Genomic DNA, 18736 nt, shown 5'->3' on the forward strand with positions numbered 1-18736 from the left:
TGTAACATACTTAGTACATCAAATGATTAGAAAAACAAATAAATATTTTTGTACGTTAACCCATTGGATTAAACACACGCATGAAAATCAGGTATATCATCTACATCCTCTTAGCCATAGGCTTGGCCTATTTGGTTTATTATAGAATTTCTGAAAACAAAAAAATCGCGGCCGAAGGCAATGGGGCCAAGGCTGGTGGCGGCCCAGGCGGCAAGAACGGCAAAGGAGGCAAAGGCGCTCCGCCATTGGCTGTAGAGGGCGTAGTGGTGCAAACCGCCAGATTTGACAATGACCTCGAAATTACGGGAAGCATAGAACCCAACGAATCGGTTGTGTTGCGCAGCGAAGTGGCTGGCTTGGTAACCGGCATCTATTTTAAGGAAGGCAGCCATGTAAGCAAAGGCGCTTTGTTGGTTAAAATAAACGACAGGGATATTCAGGCACAACTGAAAGATGCCCTAACCAAGGAAAAGCTTTCGGCCACCAACGAGAACAGGGCCAAGCAACTATTGGCCAAAGGCGCCATCAGTCAGGAAGAATACGACACTTCGTTAGCCGACCTGCAATCGCTAAAAGCACAAACCCAACTGATCAGGGCGCAGTTGGCCAAAACTTCGATTTTGGCACCTTTTAGTGGCCAAGTTGGCTTAAGGTCTATTTCTGTGGGCGAATACCTGACCCCATCAACCACCATTGCCAATTTGGTAAGTACCAATCCGGTAAAAATCACCTTCTCCATTCCAGAAAAATATGCTGGGCAAATCAATCAAAATGCCAACATTGATTTCCACATAGACGGTTCGCACCAAACCTTTAAGGCCAAGATATTTGCCTTAGAGCCGGGCATTAACCAAGCAACCCGTACGTTGCAAATCAAAGCCCTGGCTCCCAATGCCGACGGCAAGCTTTTGCCGGGCTCGTTTGCCAAGGTTAAACTGGCATTGGCGACCATTAACGATGCCATTTTGATCCCGAGCGAAGCCATTATTCCGGTGCTGAACGGAAAAACCGTTTACATCAGCAAAAACGGATTGGCACAACAGGTAAAAGTAGAAGCAGGCAACCGTACTGCGGAGCGCGTACAGATCACTTCGGGCCTCAACGTAGGCGACACCGTATTGACCACAGGCGCCATGGCCCTTAAACCTAAATCTCCGGTAAAAGTTAAACTGGTAAAAGCTAAGTCATGAGTATTTCGACCACCAGTATCAAACGTCCGGTTCTTGCCATTGTAATGAACCTGGTCATTATCCTGTTCGGGGTAATTGGCTATAACTTTCTGGGCGTACGCGAGTACCCGTCTATCGATCCGGCCATTGTTTCGGTGCGTACTTCCTATCCGGGAGCCAACGCCGATATCATCGAATCGCAAATTACCGAACCTCTGGAAAAATCAATCAATGCCATCGACGGTATTCGCAATATTTCTTCTTCCAGCAACCAGGGAACGAGCAACATTACCATCGAGTTTAACCTCGACAAAAACATAGACGAAGCGGCCAACGATGTGCGCGATAAAGTGTCGCAGGCGGCCAGAAGCTTGCCAAAAGACATCGATGGGTTGCCGATCGTGAGCAAGGCTGATGCCAATTCGGATGCGATCATTTCGATGACCATCCAAAGCGACAAGCGTGGGGTAACCGACCTGAGCGATTTTGCCGAAAACGTAATTGCCGACCGCATCCAAACTATTCCGGGCGTAAGCAGCGTACAAATCCAGGGGCAGCGCAAGTACGCCATGCGTATCCGTATCGACCCTACCAAACTGGCTTCTTATGGCCTGACTTCGCAGGATATTGTAACGGCACTTGACCGCGAAAACGTAGAATTGCCATCGGGAAAACTGACCGGAGCCACTACCGAGCTGATTGTAAAAACACTGGGCAAGCTCACCACGGCCGACGAGTTTAACAACCTGATCCTTTCTAGCGACAGCAACAATGTAGTGAAGCTGCAAGATGTAGCCTTTGCCGAAGTGGGTTCTGAAAACGAGGAAACCGTTTTACGCGAATCGGGCAAACCCATGGTGGCTATTGGTATTATTCCGCAACCCGGCGCCAACTACCTCGACATTAGCAAGGAGTTTTATAAACGTTTTGCCAAACTGGAACAGGACGTACCTCAGGATATTAAGCTCAAGGTAGCACTTGATACGACCCTCTTTATCAAACGTTCGGTAACCGAAGTGGCCGAAACCATTTTGCTTTCGCTGGTCTTGGTAATTTTGATCATTTACCTGTTTTTTAGGGATTGGGCTATTGCCTTCAGGCCATTGATCGATATTCCGGTATCGCTCATTGCCACGTTCTTTATCATGTACATTTTCGGCTTCTCCATTAACGTACTTACGCTTTTGGCCATTGTACTGGCAACGGGCCTGGTGGTTGACGATGGCATTGTGGTAACCGAGAACATCTTTAAAAAGGTGGAGGAAGGCCTATCGCCAATCGAAGCGGCCATTAAAGGTTCGAACGAGATTTTCTTTGCGGTAATTTCCATCTCCATTACCCTGGCCGCGGTATTCTTGCCGGTAATTTTCTTACAAGGCTTTGTGGGGCGGCTTTTCCGCGAGTTTGGGGTGGTTATTGGCGCAGCCGTACTCATATCGGCCTTCGTATCATTAACCTTAACCCCGATGCTGAATGCCTATCTGATGAAAAAAGGAGGCCACACGCCATCGAGGTTTTACAACTTTACAGAACCTTATTTTGTGAAGCTTAACGAAAGCTACAAGAGCAACCTGAACAAGTTCTTGAACAGGCGCTGGATTGCCGTACCGCTGATTTTGATCTGTATGGGGCTGATTTTCCTTTTCTGGAAACTATTGCCGAAAGAAACTGCTCCTTACGACGACAGAAGTGCCATCAACTTGAACGTAACTACGCCAGAAGGTGCTTCTTTTGCCTACACCGACCGTTTTATCTCAAAGCTGAACACAATGATTATTGATTCGGTTCCCGAGAAGAACGTGTTGATTACCATTACCTCGCCAGGTTTTGGCGGAGCTGGCTCTACAAATTCGGGGTTCATGCGCATGGGCCTGATCGACCCCGACAAACGAGAGAGAAGCCAAAAAGACATTGCCGATAAGCTGACCAAAGCCACCAAAAAATATACCGAAGGCAAGGTAACCGTTACGCAGCAGCCTACCATTTCTGTGGGCCGCAGAGGCGGTTTGCCCATCAGCTATATTATTCAGGCGCAAAACTTTGAGAAGCTGCGCGAAAAAGTGCCTCAGTTTATGGACGAGGTTGCTAAAGACCCTACTTTTACCACTTCAGATGTTAACCTTAAATTCAACAAACCCGAAATAGACCTTACTATTGACCGCGATAAGGCCAAAAACTTGGGCGTTTCTATTGTTGACATTGCCCAAACCCTGCAATTGGGGCTTAGTGGCCAGCGTTTCTCTTATTTCTTTATGAACGGCAAGCAATATCAGGTAATCGGCCAGTTTGATGTGAGCGACCGCAAGGAACCGCTCGACCTGAGTTCGGTGTATGTAAGAAACGACAAAGGGCAGCTTATCCAATTAGACAACCTGGTCACAGCCAAGGAAGAAAGCAGTCCGCCACAATTATACCGTAACAACCGTTTCATTTCGGCTACGGTGTCGGCAGGTTTATCGCCGGGCAAAAGCATTGGCGATGGCATTGCGGCCATGGACAGGATTGCAACTAAAGTGCTCGACGAAAGCTTCTCTACCGATTTAAGTGGCGAATCGAGGGATTTTCAGGAGAGTTCTTCCAACACCCTTTTCGCGTTCGGCTTGGCCTTATTGTTGGTTTATCTGATCCTTTCGGCACAGTTCGAGAGCTTCAAAGACCCCATCATCATTATCCTTACAGTGCCGATGGCGGTAGCTGGTGCATTTTTATCCCTATGGCTGTGCGGACAAAGCTGGAATATCTTCAGCCAAATCGGTACCATCATGCTGATTGGCTTGGTAACCAAAAACGGCATTTTGATTGTAGAATTTGCCAACCAGCTTAAAGAACAGGGCAAATCGGTACACGACGCCATTAGAGAGGCAGCGGTTTCGAGGTTAAGGCCAATTTTGATGACCAGTATGGCTATTGCCATTGGTGCATTGCCTATTGCCATGGCCTTGGGCGCGGCGGCCAAAAGCCGGATGAGTATGGGTACTGTAATTATTGGTGGTACTTTGTTTTCGTTGATCTTGACCTTGTTCGTTATTCCGGCCATTTATTCGTACTGGTCTAAAGAACACCAGGAAAATACCGAGTTAAAAGAATCTTTAAACGCCGCGCTGGCCGACGAAGGCCAAGACAAAAAATAAGGAGAGCATGAAGGGAAGGAATAAAAGCCATTCAATCGTTCCAAACCCGATCATTCAAAATTTAACATACATGAAATTAAAGTATTTTATATTTTTTATCGTTGGAAGTTGGGCTGGCTTATGCAATACAGCAACGGCGCAGGAGAAATTAACGTTGCAAGACGCCATTACCATTGCCCTGCAAAACAACTACGATATCAAGCTGATCAACAACACCGCCGCTATTGCCAAAAACAACGCCAACGCGGGCAATGCCGGCATGTTACCAACAGCATCGGGCACATTTAGCACGGGTGGCAGCAGGCAAAACACTGTTCAAACGCAATCTAGCGGTACGCAACGGGTAACCGATGGTGCCAAAAGCACCAACATGTCGTATGGAGTAGGCCTAGATTGGACCATTTTTGATGGCTTTAAGATGTTTGCCAACTACGACCGGTTAAAGGCTTTAGAGCAACAGGGCCAGGTAAATGCCAAAGCACAAATCCTCACCACGATTTCTGATGTGATTACGGCCTATTTCAACATCGTAAAGCAGCAACAATTGGTGGTCGCTTCTGATAGCGCCCTCGATATTTCTAACCTGAGGCTCAAAATTGCCAACAACAAACTGGAAATTGGCCGCGGTTCTAAACTCGATGTATTGGCCGCCAAAGTTGATTACAACACCGATACTTCTACCTACCTGCAGCAAAAAAACCAGCTGGCTACTTTTATGGTTACCTTAAACCAGCTAATGGCTCGCGACGTGAACACCAAATTTTCGGTAGCAAGCGACATCACGATAGACAACACCCTCAATTATACGGAGCTGGCCAACCAGATGCAACAACTCAATCCTTATTTGCAGAGCGCCATGCTGAGCAAGAAAATTGCCGAGCTGAACCTGAAGCAGGTCAAAGGCAACCGCTATCCGCAAGTCAGCCTCAACAGTGGCTATGAGTTTTCGCGCAGCACTACCCCTACTGGCTTTAATACCAAGTTTAGGGCCAACGGGTTAACTTACGGGGTAACGGCCAGTGTAAACATTTTTAACGGCTTTTTGCAACGCCAAAACGAACGCAATGCAAAGGTCGAAATCAGCTCGGCCAGCCTTTCGTTAGATAAGGTGAAACAAGACATCAGCGCCCAGCTAACCAGCGCCTACCAAAACTACAGCACCTTTTTAGCACTGGTTAAACTGGAGCATCATAACGTTGACATTGCCAACCAGAATTTGGATATCACCTTAGCGAAATACCGCTTAGGCAGCATTGCGCCACTGGAGCTAAGGGAAGCGCAACGCAATGCCATCGATGCCAATAGCCGCTATATCGATGTGCAATACCAGGCCAAACTGGCCGAAATTGCGCTAAAAGAAATCAGCGGTACGTTAAATATTCAATAAATTGCTATTTTTAGTGCATGATTTTAGTTGCAGATAGCGGTTCGTCCAAAACAGACTGGATGGCCTATAGTCCAAATCAGATCTTATCTTTCAGTACGCAAGGCATCAATCCTTATTTTGTAAATGCGCACGATGTGGTCAAAATCCTTTCCAAAAACAAGGAAATTGCCCCTTATGCCACGGCCGTGAAAGAAGTTTATTTTTTCGGCTCAGGCTGTTCGTCACCAGACAAACACGAGATTATTTCTAACGGACTATCTGCATTTTTCACCAAAGCCTTCATCAGCGTAGACCACGACCTGATTGGTTCTGCCTATGCCACCTGTGGCGACAAAAAGGGACTGGCCTGCATTTTGGGTACCGGATCTAACATTTCGTATTACGATGGTAAAAGTGTACACGATGGCAAACACGGCCTGGGCTATGTGTTGGGCGATGAAGGCTCGGGCACCTATTTTGGCAAAAAAATACTGCTTTCTTTTCTGTATCAAACCATGCCTGCCGATTTATGCGAAGCTTTTGCCAAGGCTTATGAGGTAAACAAAGACATCGTTATCGAAAACATCTACCAAAAGCCTTTGCCTAATTCGTACCTGGCGGGATTTAGCCGTTTTATGAAGGCACACCAGTCGCATCCATTCATCCAACAGGTGCTTCACGATGGCTTTCAAGAGTTTATAGATACCAATGTAAAAGACTATAAATCATATCGCAGCCTCGACTGTAATTTTGTGGGTTCTATTGCTTATTACTATCAAGACGAATTGCGTGCTACTTTTGCGGCCAACCACATTAAAGTGGGCAAAATACTCCAAAAGCCCATCGAAGGAATTTTCGATTATATCCTTAAAAGGGAAGGCATTACCTTACAAATGAGTTAAACCACTTACGAAGCTTTGGCAGCTCCGTAAGTGAACTTTTTCATCATTAGCTACCCCGCCCTTGGGCACCTCTCCATCGGAGGGGCATGGGAAATTTATTATCTTATTAGCCAACTATCTTTAAAGCTTCGATAGGTAGCCACCAACTACTTACTCATTTCAAATCATCTGCTTCATAGCCTTTCAATAGCCAATTGCCTTTGGCATCCTGCTCATAGCTAGCTTTATAGTTGGAAGCCGGCGGAATGGTAAAATGGAAACTGAATTGCCGGGCTGTTGGATCTTTGGGGATAAAATGATCTTTGATGGCGTTGGCGGTTGCTTCTATCAGTTCTTTGGGATGTGCTTTCATGGCTTGCTGTTGATGAGCTGGTGTTCTTCAAATTCACTTTCATTGCCTGTACGGTCTACTGCGGTTACCGCATAGGCATTTAAAGGGATTGAGGTTTTGGCTCTTTTAACAGTCGCTAAGATATCCAAAAATTCGTCTTTGCGGTTCAAAATCCTATAGTTCCATTTATCGCCATATTTAAAATAAACCACCCACCTAAATACATCGCTTTTTTCTGGATGGCTCCACCTGATCTGCCATAGCGAATCTTTGGAGACAACGGCAACCTCAGGTTTTTTAGGTGCCTTTTTATCCAGCCATTCGCTAGGCGGTACCAAGGCTTGTTTCTGGTACGGCCCATCAATTAATCCCTGCCGCAGTTTTTCGTGTTTAACCAGGCCAGCCATGCTCCAGTGCAAAGCACCTTTGCTATTGGGCAGCATGCCCCGGGTAATCATAATCTGGTTGATGATTTCGTCTACATTCTTCTCGTCGCCACCCAAGCCGATGTTCATGCCGGGCCACAGGTGCCTGCCTTTGGTATTTTCAGACTGCCACCAGCCTAGCAGCACCGGAAAACTCAGCTTTTGTGCATTGACTGTCCAATACAACTGTGGGCTGAAATAATCGACCCAGCCTTTATTAAGCCATAATTTGGCATCGGCATAAAGCTTATCATATTGGTCCATCCCTTCGATGGATTCGGGGTAACCCGGACGCCAAATGCCAAAGGGACTAATCCCAAACTTCACGTATTTTTTCTCGGCCTTGATTTCCTTGTAAACCTTTTCGATAAAGCTGTTTACGCTTTCTCTACGCCAATCGCCACGGCTCAATTTACCGCCGCTTTGCTGATAAGCGGCCCAGCTTTGGTCGTCGGGAAAATCGGCGCCACCATTGTACGAATCGTAGGGATAAAAATAATCGTCGAAATGTACGCCATCAATATCATAACGCTTTACAATGTCTTTCACTACCGCCAGCGAGTGATCCTGCACTTCTTTTTTCGACGGATCCATCCAATACTGCCCGTCTTTCAGTTTGACCACCAAATCGGGTTTGGCCTTTACGATAGATTTGGCACTGGGCTCGCCACCCGATAAGTGATGGGCACGGTAAGGATTGAGCCATACATGCAGCTCCAAGCCTCTGTCGTGCGCCGCTTCTACCCAAAAGGCCAAAGGGTCGTAATAAGGTTCTGGCGCTTTGCCTTGTGCGCCGGTCAGGAAAAACGACCAAGGTTCTAAACTGCTTTCATAAAGTGCATCGGCCTGTGGCCTGATCTGCAAAATGGCCGCATTGAAATTCAATTTTTTAAGCAGGTCTAACAAGGCAACGGCTTCCTGCTGCTGTTCGGCCGGACTTAGGCCAGGCTTGCTGGGCCAGTTGATGTTAGCCACGGTGGCAATCCACCCAGCCCTGAACTCCTGCATGGCTTTAGGTGGTCTGTTTAGTGCTTCGTTGGGCGTTGTTTGCACCTGGCCATAAGCATTGAGGCTTAACAAGGTTGCCAGGCACAGTATGGTGTTCTTCAATATCATGAGATTGGGTTTGATAGCAAACAGACCATAGCTTTATGGGCTATGGTCCGTTTCATTATAATTCTAAATTGATGTGGTTAGTTTACGCCACCTTTGCGGGTTGCTTTTACCTGTGGAGGCCAAACGCCTGGCTTGCCCGTACGCTCGTTAACCGGCAAGGTAATTCTTTCGTTCGAAGTTTTTTCCGGATCCTCACAAGCCATGTAAACCAAAATAGCGGCTAAAATGGCATTGCTTCTGATTTCGTCGAAAACCAATTTATCATAGCTATCGCGGTTGGTATGCCAAGTATAGCTGCCGTAATCCCAGCTGGTAGAGCTTAAGGAGAAACCCGGCGCACCCACGGCTACAAAAGAAGCAAAATCTGAACCGCCACCGCCTGGAGCACCAGGGAAATTAGTTTTGATCTGATTTTTGATGGTATCAGGTACTTGGGCCAACCATCTGGTTAAATAATCTTTGGCTTTGGCGAAACCTTGTCCCGAAAGGTTAACCACGCGGCCGGTTCCGTTGTCTTGGTTAAACAAAGCCTGCAGGTTGTTCACAATTTCTGGATGGTCTTCTACAAAGGCTCTCGATCCGTTTAAGCCCTGCTCTTCGCTGCCCCAGTGGCCAACCAAAATGGTTCTTTTCGGGTTTGGATAGAATTTCTTCAACAAACGCATGGCTTCCATCATCATAATGGTGCCCGAGCCGTTATCGGTGGCACCACTGGCACCATCCCACGAATCGAAGTGGGCCGATAGCATCACGTACTCGTTTGGCTTTTGTGTGCCTTTAATTTCGGCAATGGTATTGAAGGTTGGCACCATGCCCAGTTCTTTTGATTCGGAAACAATATTAAGCACCGGTTTTGAACCATAAGTAGCCAGACGGTAAACCAGGCCATAATCTTCTACCGATAAATCGACCGTAGGAATCTTGGTGGTATTGGCACCAAAAATCTTATCTACGCCCCAGCCTTGCGACCAGTTGTTGATGATGATGCCCGCAGCACCTGCTTTTTCGATGGCTAAAGCCAAGTTTTTTGCGGTCAAACCAGTTTTGGCCAAGCGGTCTTTCCAAGCTTTAGCGGCTTCATCTTTTTCTTTTTTGAATTTGTTGTACAGGTCTTTCGTCGCAAATTCCTCCCAGTTTTTGTCCGGGCGACCGGATACCGGATTCATCGAAATCATGACCAATTTGCCTTTTACGTTAGGCAACCAATTTTGAAAGGCAACCGAGTCGGCCACTTCTGGCAAAATAATGGCTTCGGCTTTCACGCCTTTGCCCGAAGTTGACGGGCTCCAAGCCAGTTGCGTGCCTTCTAAGGTTCTTACCCTTGGACTGATCAGGTCGATGTGGCTTACGCCTCTTTGCCAGCCACGCCATTCGCCCCATTTTTCGTTCCTGGCTGTAATGCCCCAGTCGCCATATTTTTTTACGGCCCAATCGTTAGCCTGTTTCATTTGCGGACTGCCTACCAAACGGGGTCCAACAACATCCAACAGCTCGTGAGCCAGTTTCTCGAGTTGCGAATTGCTGTTTTCTTCGTTCACAATATTGTTGATGACAGGGTCTTTGCTGCTTTGAGCGAAACTCAAACTGCCGCAGCACATGCTGGCACCAATAAACATTGCAGCGGCATACCTTGCTGCAGGAAAGCCTTTGGGATGTAGAAAAGTTTTCATCTGTTCAAATTTTGTTTTAACGGTAATGAAATAGCCAGGGATTGATTTTTGAAGCAAATCGCCTCGAAAATCATGGCGGTTTCACGAATTATCCTTAAATAGTTTAGTTAATACTCGAAAGATAGAACTTTAGGGCCATTTTAACAATAAAGAGAAAGCCCCTGTGGCGATTGGGAAACACCAAGGGGCTTGTTATCAAATAAGTTACAAATTGACCTCTTATTGGCCTATGAGTATTGTTAGTTCATTTCCATGGAATTGGATTAAAAATCCAAAGTTGTTAGGATGGGGATGGCACATCCCGACCAGCTTTAAAAATAATTTTAGCCCTAAACGCCCCGCATTACCCCAATCTGCTTACCTGCCCAATCAGGGAAAAGGATCTTATCGTTGTGGATGCCCAAATGCTTGTTGGCCACTTCGCTAAATACGGCCCTAAAATCGGTGGTTACGGCTAAATCCCTGCCATCTTCGAGGTTTTCTTTGGCTAATGGATTAACGATGCCGTGTACCAAACCGCCATTCACATCGTTGCCCAAAATAAAATTACATGAAGCCCGCCCGTGGTCGGTGCCGCCAGTGCCATTTTGCGCAACCGTACGGCCAAATTCGGTCATGGTCATTACCGTCACCTCATCTTGGTATTTGCTCAAGTCGGTCCAGAAAGCCATGATGCTATTGCTCAGGTCGTTTACATTGCGGGCAAAAATGCCAGTTTCGGTACCTTGATTAAAGTGGGTATCCCAACCGCCAGATTCGGCAAAGGCTACTTCTAGGCCCACGTCCATTTTAATGAGTTGCGCAATCTGTTTGAGCGAGTTGCCTAGTGCCGTATTCGGATAAACGGCGTTATATTCGGGCTTATAGTTTTTGGTATCGGTTTTTTGGAGCATTTTAATCGCTTCGAAGCTTTCCTTGCCCGTATCCTTCAACAAGCCCGACGAAGTTTGATCGTACAGGTCTTCAAAACTCTTCGAAGCCATGTTGGCTCCTGCCTGGTTACCACGCAACTGGATGTTGAAATCGGCCAGGTTGCTGATGGCTACTGCGGGATTTTCGCCATAAAACGACCTTGGCAGCGAAGAAGTTAAACTTACGCCTTGAAACGGCGTAGCGGCTTCGTGCCCTAACAAGCCCACGGCCCTATTGAGCCAACCGGTTTCAGTACCTTTGTTAAAAGGCGTACCCGATTCCATAAAATCCTGTGCATCAAAGTGCGAACGTGTATTGTTGGGCGAACCAATGCCATGTACAATGCCGAGGCGCTTTTCGCGGAACATTTGTTCGAATACTGCCATGGAAGGATGCAAACCAAAACGGCCATCCAGATCAATCAGGGGCTTGTTTTTTCCACCTTGTGCAGCCGACATAAACAAATTGGGGCGAACCGCCTTTAAATAATTGTCGGTAAAGGGCGTAACGGCCATCAAACCATCCATGGCGCCACGCTGAAAGATGCACACCATGATTTTACGTTTTTTGAACAGGCCCGGGGCTACGGTACCCGCGACGGCATCGGCCAAAAATCCGGGTATGCCACCCAAGCTAATTCCAAATAAGGCCAAGCCTCCAGCTTTGATAAATCCTCTTCTCGAAGTCATGATAAATTTTATTTACGTTGAAATTCTGGTGATCCGATAATTACCCCTACTACTTGTGCCAACATGGAATTGTTTCCTGCTTGTTGGCCCGGCATATTATTAACTAAGGCTTTTTTGCCTTTTGGTTTCATTTGATCCGCATTTTCGCCCATGATATTGGCATCTTCGTTCGCCATCGCGTTCATTTGCTGAGGCGCCGCATTTTGAGCTGCGGCTTTAGCCACGTTGCTTTCCAAATCTGGATTGTTAAGCATAGGCTTTAGCCTCGATATGGTTTCGTCGAGCTTGCGTTCGGGCATCATCAGTTTACCATAAATATTTAAGGCCGCTTCGGCGCTTTCGGGTTCGTGGTTGTTGTTGAGCGCAGCCAGGTCGAAGCTGATGCCCGGAATACGTTGCGAAGCCAGAGCCAGTCCAAAGTTCATCCTGTTTAGCAAAGAACCTGTATTGATCCAGTACTGTCCGCGGTCTGGGAAGCCTGTTGGCGCTTGATAATAGTACATTTGCTGTCCCATTTTATTTATCCAGGTATACAATTGATAAGGTTGCTTAATTGTAGCATCCAAACTGCGAACCGCGCTGATAGCCAATTCAAATGGCGATTTGGTCTTTTCGCGCAGGGCATCGGCCGACCAGAATTCAGGCGCGCTGGCCATGGTCATCAATACTTGCCTGATATCGCCATTGCTGCTGGTAAATGTCTTGGCCATTTTATCGATCAGGCTTTGGGGTGGATTATCGCTTACAAAACGGACGGCAATTTTCTTTGAAATAAACTTGGCTGTTGAAGGGTGGTGGGCCAGCAATTCGAGCAATGCCACACCTTCTTCGTAACCGCCACCTGCCTTAAATTTCTTGCCCAATACTACTTTCTCGCCATTATCGTGACGGTTCATGGCAAAAAGAAAGTCGCCTTCGTGCACAAATCCCTGCTGGCGCAATTTATCATCGCCTACACGTTCCATCAGCTTTTTGATAGGCGCACCATAGCCGTTTTCGCCCATGGGGGCAATGGTCCATCCGGTTAAAACACGTGCGGCTTGGGTTACGTCGGTTTGGGTATAGCCTCCATCAACGCCCAGGGTGTGCAGTTCCATCACTTCGCGGGCATAATTTTCGTTAAGGCCTTGTTTTTTGTTTTTGGCATTGGCCTTTGCTTTTTGCATGAGTGCCTCTAGCCTTTTACGCGATTGTGCCTGGCGATTACCGGTTGCCATCATCTCATTGGCAGGCTCTTCCATCGGAACCACATTATTGCCTGTGCTGCTGAAATTATCCAAATACATAAGCATGGCCGGCGATTTGGCTGTAGCCAACAAAAGCTTGTCGAATGGGCCAAACACATTAGGTCGGATCACATCGCGCTCGTAGGCGGGCACAAAAGAAGCGCACTGGTTTTTGCTGAGCGATACATTAAAGTGGTTGAACCAAAAATCGGTCATGAGTTCACGCAACTGGTTGTTGCTGTAGGTAGCCCTTAATATTTTTTGGTTGATAAACTGCCGGTATAATTCCTGCTGTGGCCTATAGCCTTTGTCTTGCATGTACTTGGCCATGGTAGCCGCATACTCTTTTCTGTTGGCATTGTTTACCGAGTCTTTCGGAATATAACCATCCCTAACGGCAAAGCGAACCAGCTGTGCCCTGCGCGGGAAGATGTTTTCTACCTCGGTATTGCTCAGGTTAATAGCATCGAGCCTGGCCAACATGGGGTCAAGCTCTGCATCCGATTGATTGCCGGCCAACTGTTGCTCGAACCATTTTTCGAGGCCTATTTTCACCACGGCCTGTACATCGCCTGGCCGGGCGCCATAACTGAAACGACTGAGCAAATGAGCGGCAGCCTGCTGTTCGGTTAAGCCGGCCTGTTTGTAGGGGAGCACAAACTTTTCTCTTCCACGGGAATTTACAAACGAAGAAAAAACAATAGCCAACCCAAATGCAAGCAGGCAAAAGTAGAAGTGGTGAATTCTTTGTTTCATATTTCAGGACAATTACCATGCTATGACAACAGAAAAACCATAAAGATTAATCGTATTTTACGAAAAAACAAAAACTTAACATGGAATGTCTATAAAACTTCTCCAACACCCTCCAAAAACAAACCCCATTCCAACTTACATCGGAACGGGGTTGCCTATTAACCGTTAATATTTATTATTTAATGATCAAAGTGCTGATAGAGTGTGCTTCGCTTACGGTTTCGGCGGCCTGACCGGCTATCCAGAGCTGATAAGGCAATTTCTGATCGGTTGTATTCATTACCACCACCACTACAGAACCATCAGGGTTTTGGAAAGCGGTACTGCTTAACATGGTACGGCTTGGTGCGCTGATAATTCTTTTGGCACCCGGCTTAATGTATTTAGAAAAATGGCCAATGTAATAAAAGGAGTTGGTATACATCAGCTTACCCGATTTCACATCGGCATGCACTGGCGCAAAGCAGAAATTGCCCACATGGTTTGGCCCACCGTTTTCGTCGAGCAGGATATTCCAATCGGTCCAGGCAGCGGTACCAGCATTAAAATCATTGATCATCGATAGGCCATAGCGTTCGCCAAGGCTCCAATCGTTGAGGCGGTCTAAGCTGAATTTCTCTACGCAACCTTCGGTAAAAATCAGTTGTTTGGTTGGGAAAGCCTCTTTTACCCTTTTCAGGTTTTCGAAGTTCTGGTTGCTGCCTGTCCAAGTTTCATACCAATGGAAACCGATGCCCCACAAGTATTTTTCGGTCTGCGGATCGCTGAACAAGGTTGATGCCCTTTGGTAAATCAGGTCGCGGTTGTGATCCCAGCCAATCAGTTTTTTGCCAGCCATTCCATTTTTATGCAAGGTTGGTCCCAAAAAGTTCTTGATAAAATCTCTTTCTTCTTCGGCGGTATAGATGCACGATTCCCAGCGTTGCGTAGCCATCGGTTCGTTCTGTACGGTAAGGCCCCAAACCGGCATGCCTGCTTGCTCATAGGCCTGGATAAATTTGACATAGTAGTTGGCCCATGATTGCTGAAAAGCAGGCAATAAAGATCCTCCTTTGAGCATACTGTTATTGCTTTTCATCCAAGCCGGCGGGCTCCAGGGGCTCACAAAAAGGTTAACCTTTCCGGCCGTTGCCTGCGCCTGTTTAATCAAGGGGATTTTGAACTTGCGGTCGTGGTCGATGTTGAAGGTTTTCAAATCCTTGTCGCCCTCGGCTACATAGGTATAGGTATCGCTCGAAAAATCGCAGCTGTTAATGTTGGTCCGCACCACGGTATAGCCAATGCCTTTGTTTTTATCGTAATAGGCCGTTAGCAGTTCCTGTTGGGTAGCTTTGGGTAATTTGGCAAATACTTCTGCCGAGGCATCGGTAATGGCGCCTCCAATTCCGATCAAGGTTTGAAAGGTTTTGGCGGGATCGACAAAAATACTGGTTTGTGTTTCCAGGGGCTGCTTGGCGGGTTTAAAGCTCAATACAGCGGTCTCTTGCATAGGTTTTCCTTCGCCCTTCACCGTGCTGTAAACGGTTACTTTTTTACCGGCGATGGCAACAGCTTTCTTTTGTTGCGCAAAAGAAATGGTACTGCCCAACAAAGCAGCGGCAAGCAAGGCAATTTTAGGGTACGTGTTCATATCTCTTAAGTGGTTTGCAAGGCAATTTATTGAATTTAATGGTTCAAAACAGCAAATTGCCCATTTTATGTGTAAAAAGTACACCAAGTTACAATCTCTGACAGATTATAACGACAAAAACTACGCAAACGTTTGCTTTATACACCTTCGTTCATCACGGCCTCTTCCATTTTGGCCGCTCCCTGCTGGTTGCTTTTTTGAGCAATCATGTTGCTTACGCGATACATGAGAAAGATACTGAGGATAGAAATGACCACGATTACATAGCCTACCACATCGTAATTTTGCAACGGACTGGCCTTGCTGGATTGGGTTACAATCATTCCGGCAACCGCCGCAGCTACGCCACCGGCAATCTGTTGCAAGGAAGCATTGATGCTCATAAATGCACCACGGTCTTCCAAATCAGGTACGGCACTGGTTAACGCTGACGAAGGTACCATGCGGCTCATTACGCCAGTCATCATCAAAATATTAAAGATGAGCACCAGCCAAAAAGGAGTTGGGCCTAAATTGGTATAGACCACACACATGATCATCATCCAAACCGAGGCGACGGCAAAGATCCTTACTTTGCTCACTTTATCGCTTAAACGGCCTATAAAAGGCATGATCACTACTGACGATACCCCCGAAACCATAAATAGCATCACTAATTGGTCGTTAGAAATCTTCAGGTTATTAATGGCAAAAGCACTCCCAAAAGGCATCATCATAAAACCTCCAATAGAGAGTAAAGCCGTAGCGGTAAACCCGATACGGTGCTTACGTTTTTGAATAGTATGCCACAAGTGCATAAATGCCGATTTGTCTCGTTGCACGGCCAGGTGTGCATTTACTGGTTTTAGCTTGAGCAGGATCGCAATGGCAATGAGTACAGCCAAAGAAGCCACCATTAAAAACGGCGCCTCCCAATTCCATTTGCTGGCTATGTATAAGCCTATGGGAACACCTAGTACCTGACTGGCGCCAAAGCCCATCTGGATAAAGCCCATTACCCTACCGCGTTGCTGCAGACTAAACAAATCGGTTATAATGGCCATAGAAATGGAGCCGATTACACCGCCAAACAACCCGGTAATGATACGTGCCGCAACCAGTTGCGTATAGGTATTGGCCAGGCCACAGAAAAAAGTACCGGCAATAAATCCGATGTAAAAAAACAACAATAGTTTTTTGCGGTCGAAACGATCGGCAAAACCGGCTGTTAACAGGCCTGAAATACCTGCGCTAAAAGCATAGGCAGATACGGCTACACCAAAGGCTGCAGGCTTCAGGCTCATCGACTTCATCAGCATATCGCCCAATGGCGACATGATCATAAAATCGAGGATTACGGTAAACTGGGTAATGGCCAATAAAAAAATTACCAGCTTCTGATAGCCGGTTAAAGGGATAATTTCTTGTGGTTTCATTTGTTGGGTTAAGTTAATTCGCAACAGAAGTGCCCCTGTTGGTTAATCAGTTCTATAATTTGCTGATGTGTTAGGGTATACGAAACTACCCTCAGTACATAGTCTTGATCATCTAAGGCGATGTTCCATTTGGCAATGCCCTCGTGGCCATCTAAAATAGCCTGAAGCTTGGCCTTGCAGGCTTCGCTTTTGATATCGGTTTTAAAAAGGAGGATGTGGTCAAAATTTTCCATGGAATCAAAATCTAATTCTTGAGTGCCTTAATTACTAAATCGAAGGTTTGCCACAGCATTTCATCGGTCATTTTAAAAGGCTTGCCACCGAGGCTCTGGCCTTCGCGGTCAAACCGGATGAGCGCATAGAGCGGCGAATAGGCTACCGACCAAAATACTTCAAACGGCATGGCATTGACTTCGCCCCGTTCAACCACTTGGTGCATAAAGCGCGCGATGACATGCTTGAACTTTTTCATAAAATCGTCTAAAAAGCGCTCTTGATAAGTAGAGGTACGCAACTGTTCCAAAAACAAGCCAGACATCGGATTTTCGCTGATAAAAGCATAGCGGTTTCGCCATTGAACGCGCATTCCTTCTTCAAAAGAGGCTTCGGGATCAAAATCCTTGATCATGGCATCGCCCATGCGGTCGCCTTCTTCTTTGGCAATGCTGATGATCAGATCGTCGCGGTCTTCGTAATAAATGTAGAGCGTTGCCACCGAAATGCCGCAGGCCTTAGCCAATTTGTTCATGCTAAAGCCCTCAAAGCCATCTTCAACAATCAGCTTGATGGCCGTTTGCTTGACCAATTTTACCTTTTCTTCATCCCTGACTCTCATGGGATACAAATATAAATGAATATTCATTTACTTATATGGGGATTTCGATTAAATTTTGGTGAAATCAAAAATATGACTTTGCGCCAAGAATGATGACACTATCTTATCAAGCTAAAAACTTGATAATGATATAAGGCAAGCCCAATGCAACTGCTCCGCCATAAATTAGGTCGAGCCAAAAAAAAGAGCCAAGAGCACCTAAGTAAATAAAGCCTACGATTGGTGTTACCAATACTTTGGAAAGCCATGAGGTTTGTCCAGACTTTACTACAGACTTCCATAGTGAAGCCGCATCACCGGTACTTGGAAAAGCATGTACACCAATAGAGATGGCCAAATACATCAACAAATAGTCGAGTATATTTGCTGATTCGAACTTGAAAGGCAAGGAGGCCGAAAACCCAATGAGAAAACAAAGGAGCGTATTGATAATAAATGGGCCTACTGAAATAAAAACCGATTGGTAAGCTTCTTTTGCCGGTTCATGGATAACATAACCCACTGGATTTTCGGTACGGAAATAACAAACCTCGAACACTGGAACCTTAAACCATCTGCAAAAAAGCTGATGTGCCAGTTCATGAACAATTACACCTGGAAAAGTAACGATGCTAATGACAATACCCGGAATAAAAAACATAAAAATATATTACCTGTAAATAGTTGAACCATTGATTATTGGAGTTAAGCGATTGAAGATGGTGCTATCTCCAGTTTGGGAACTATGCACGCCGATAACCGCTAGCCTAGCCAAACTTTCTTTTTTTCTGCCTGCAAAATAATCGACCATCGCCATGGCTTCTAATGCAGAATCGCTCTGTGGATCAAGCTTCATGGCCATAGCTGCATAGATAGCCGCTTGGCTATCGTGTTTTCTCTTGAGCTCCACCCTGGCTTTTTGTGTAATGGCAAATATGTCTTGCTTATTGATGGTCAGCATTTCATCGCAATATTTGATAGCCTGATCATACAGACCTGTTTCTCTTTTAATGGCCGACAGTAATCCCAGTGCGGGATAATTGGTCGGTTCATTGGCCAAGATATCCTTAGCTACTTTTTCCGACTCTCCGTATTCATTCAAATCGTACAAATAATTCGCTACCCCAAACTTCAACTGGTTATCTGCATTGCCGTTGGTTTTTAGCTGTCTCTTATACACATCT

15 protein-coding genes are annotated in these 18736 nt (G+C 46.2%); 4 read left to right on the forward strand and 11 right to left on the reverse strand.

What is annotated here, in order from left to right; all coding sequences use genetic code 11:
• Window positions 1-80: 80 nt before the first annotated feature.
• The 4 genes from JHD69_RS12500 (at window position 81) to JHD69_RS12515 (ending at window position 6568) form a co-directional block, all read left to right on the forward strand.
• Entirely contained in the window at window positions 81-1190 is a 1110-nt protein-coding gene (locus tag JHD69_RS12500; RefSeq protein ID WP_199140680.1) for an efflux RND transporter periplasmic adaptor subunit, read from the forward strand.
• A complete protein-coding gene (locus tag JHD69_RS12505; protein ID WP_199140681.1) occupies window positions 1187-4300 on the forward strand; it encodes an efflux RND transporter permease subunit in 3114 nt (1037 codons plus the stop codon). The genes JHD69_RS12500 and JHD69_RS12505 overlap by 4 nt, the downstream gene beginning before the upstream one ends.
• A gap of 70 nt (window positions 4301-4370) precedes the next feature.
• Entirely contained in the window at window positions 4371-5687 is a 1317-nt protein-coding gene (locus JHD69_RS12510) for a TolC family protein (protein ID WP_199140682.1), read from the forward strand.
• Between the two features lie 17 nt (window positions 5688-5704).
• Entirely contained in the window at window positions 5705-6568 is an 864-nt protein-coding gene (locus JHD69_RS12515; protein WP_199140683.1) for an N-acetylglucosamine kinase, read from the forward strand.
• Between the two features lie 154 nt (window positions 6569-6722).
• Here the strand turns inward: JHD69_RS12515 and JHD69_RS12520 are convergent, their stop codons facing one another.
• The 11 genes from JHD69_RS12520 to JHD69_RS12570 all read right to left on the reverse strand — a co-directional run.
• On the reverse strand, window positions 6723-6920 hold the full coding sequence (locus tag JHD69_RS12520; protein ID WP_199140684.1) for a hypothetical protein: 198 nt from the start codon (window positions 6918-6920) through the stop codon (window positions 6723-6725).
• Window positions 6917-8440 carry a glycoside hydrolase family 10 protein gene (locus JHD69_RS12525; protein ID WP_199140685.1) on the reverse strand — a complete coding sequence of 508 codons (1524 nt, stop codon included), beginning with the start codon at window positions 8438-8440 and terminating at the stop codon, window positions 6917-6919. Before JHD69_RS12525 ends, JHD69_RS12520 begins: the two co-directional genes overlap by 4 nt.
• A 77-nt stretch (window positions 8441-8517) precedes the next feature.
• Window positions 8518-10110 (reverse strand): M20/M25/M40 family metallo-hydrolase, encoded by a 1593-nt coding sequence (locus tag JHD69_RS12530; RefSeq protein WP_233165895.1) that lies wholly within the window; start codon window positions 10108-10110, stop codon window positions 8518-8520.
• A 329-nt stretch (window positions 10111-10439) separates the two neighbouring features.
• Window positions 10440-11711 (reverse strand): DUF1501 domain-containing protein, encoded by a 1272-nt coding sequence (locus JHD69_RS12535; protein WP_199140686.1) that lies wholly within the window; start codon window positions 11709-11711, stop codon window positions 10440-10442.
• 8 nt (window positions 11712-11719) lie between these two features.
• Window positions 11720-13693 carry a DUF1800 domain-containing protein gene (locus JHD69_RS12540; RefSeq protein WP_199140687.1) on the reverse strand — a complete coding sequence of 658 codons (1974 nt, stop codon included), beginning with the start codon at window positions 13691-13693 and terminating at the stop codon, window positions 11720-11722.
• Between the two features lie 175 nt (window positions 13694-13868).
• On the reverse strand, window positions 13869-15323 hold the full coding sequence (locus JHD69_RS12545) for a glycoside hydrolase family 30 protein (protein WP_199140688.1): 1455 nt from the start codon (window positions 15321-15323) through the stop codon (window positions 13869-13871).
• Window positions 15324-15460: 137 nt separating this feature from the next.
• Entirely contained in the window at window positions 15461-16738 is a 1278-nt protein-coding gene (locus JHD69_RS12550; RefSeq protein WP_199140689.1) for an MFS transporter, read from the reverse strand.
• Between the two features lie 8 nt (window positions 16739-16746).
• Complete coding sequence (locus JHD69_RS12555; protein ID WP_199140690.1) at window positions 16747-16971, reverse strand: hypothetical protein; 225 nt, start codon at window positions 16969-16971, stop codon at window positions 16747-16749.
• Between the two features lie 11 nt (window positions 16972-16982).
• Window positions 16983-17573 carry a TetR/AcrR family transcriptional regulator gene (locus JHD69_RS12560; RefSeq protein WP_199140691.1) on the reverse strand — a complete coding sequence of 197 codons (591 nt, stop codon included), beginning with the start codon at window positions 17571-17573 and terminating at the stop codon, window positions 16983-16985.
• Window positions 17574-17679: 106 nt separating this feature from the next.
• A complete protein-coding gene (locus JHD69_RS12565) occupies window positions 17680-18213 on the reverse strand; it encodes a metalloprotease family protein (RefSeq protein ID WP_199140692.1) in 534 nt (177 codons plus the stop codon).
• A 9-nt stretch (window positions 18214-18222) separates the two neighbouring features.
• A partial coding sequence (locus tag JHD69_RS12570; RefSeq protein ID WP_199140693.1) for a tetratricopeptide repeat protein occupies window positions 18223-18736 on the reverse strand: 514 nt, incomplete at its 5' end.

It is taken from the genome of Pedobacter sp. ASV12 (assembly GCF_016429155.1).
Lineage (GTDB): Bacteria > Bacteroidota > Bacteroidia > Sphingobacteriales > Sphingobacteriaceae > Pedobacter.

What these genes read in the sequence shown, in the direction of transcription:
- JHD69_RS12500 (WP_199140680.1), top strand. Translation starts at nt 81, where the DNA reads ATGAAAATCAGGTATATCATCTACATCCTCTTAGCCATAGGCTTGGCC.
- JHD69_RS12505 (WP_199140681.1), top strand. Translation starts at nt 1,187, where the DNA reads ATGAGTATTTCGACCACCAGTATCAAACGTCCGGTTCTTGCCATTGTA.
- JHD69_RS12510 (WP_199140682.1), top strand. Translation starts at nt 4,371, where the DNA reads ATGAAATTAAAGTATTTTATATTTTTTATCGTTGGAAGTTGGGCTGGC.
- JHD69_RS12515 (WP_199140683.1), top strand. Translation starts at nt 5,705, where the DNA reads ATGATTTTAGTTGCAGATAGCGGTTCGTCCAAAACAGACTGGATGGCC.
- JHD69_RS12520 (WP_199140684.1), bottom strand. Translation starts at nt 6,920, where the DNA reads ATGAAAGCACATCCCAAAGAACTGATAGAAGCAACCGCCAACGCCATC.
- JHD69_RS12525 (WP_199140685.1), bottom strand. Translation starts at nt 8,440, where the DNA reads ATGATATTGAAGAACACCATACTGTGCCTGGCAACCTTGTTAAGCCTC.
- JHD69_RS12530 (WP_233165895.1), bottom strand. Translation starts at nt 10,110, where the DNA reads ATGAAAACTTTTCTACATCCCAAAGGCTTTCCTGCAGCAAGGTATGCC.
- JHD69_RS12535 (WP_199140686.1), bottom strand. Translation starts at nt 11,711, where the DNA reads ATGACTTCGAGAAGAGGATTTATCAAAGCTGGAGGCTTGGCCTTATTT.
- JHD69_RS12540 (WP_199140687.1), bottom strand. Translation starts at nt 13,693, where the DNA reads ATGAAACAAAGAATTCACCACTTCTACTTTTGCCTGCTTGCATTTGGG.
- JHD69_RS12545 (WP_199140688.1), bottom strand. Translation starts at nt 15,323, where the DNA reads ATGAACACGTACCCTAAAATTGCCTTGCTTGCCGCTGCTTTGTTGGGC.
- JHD69_RS12550 (WP_199140689.1), bottom strand. Translation starts at nt 16,738, where the DNA reads ATGAAACCACAAGAAATTATCCCTTTAACCGGCTATCAGAAGCTGGTA.
- JHD69_RS12555 (WP_199140690.1), bottom strand. Translation starts at nt 16,971, where the DNA reads ATGGAAAATTTTGACCACATCCTCCTTTTTAAAACCGATATCAAAAGC.
- JHD69_RS12560 (WP_199140691.1), bottom strand. Translation starts at nt 17,573, where the DNA reads ATGAGAGTCAGGGATGAAGAAAAGGTAAAATTGGTCAAGCAAACGGCC.
- JHD69_RS12565 (WP_199140692.1), bottom strand. Translation starts at nt 18,213, where the DNA reads ATGTTTTTTATTCCGGGTATTGTCATTAGCATCGTTACTTTTCCAGGT.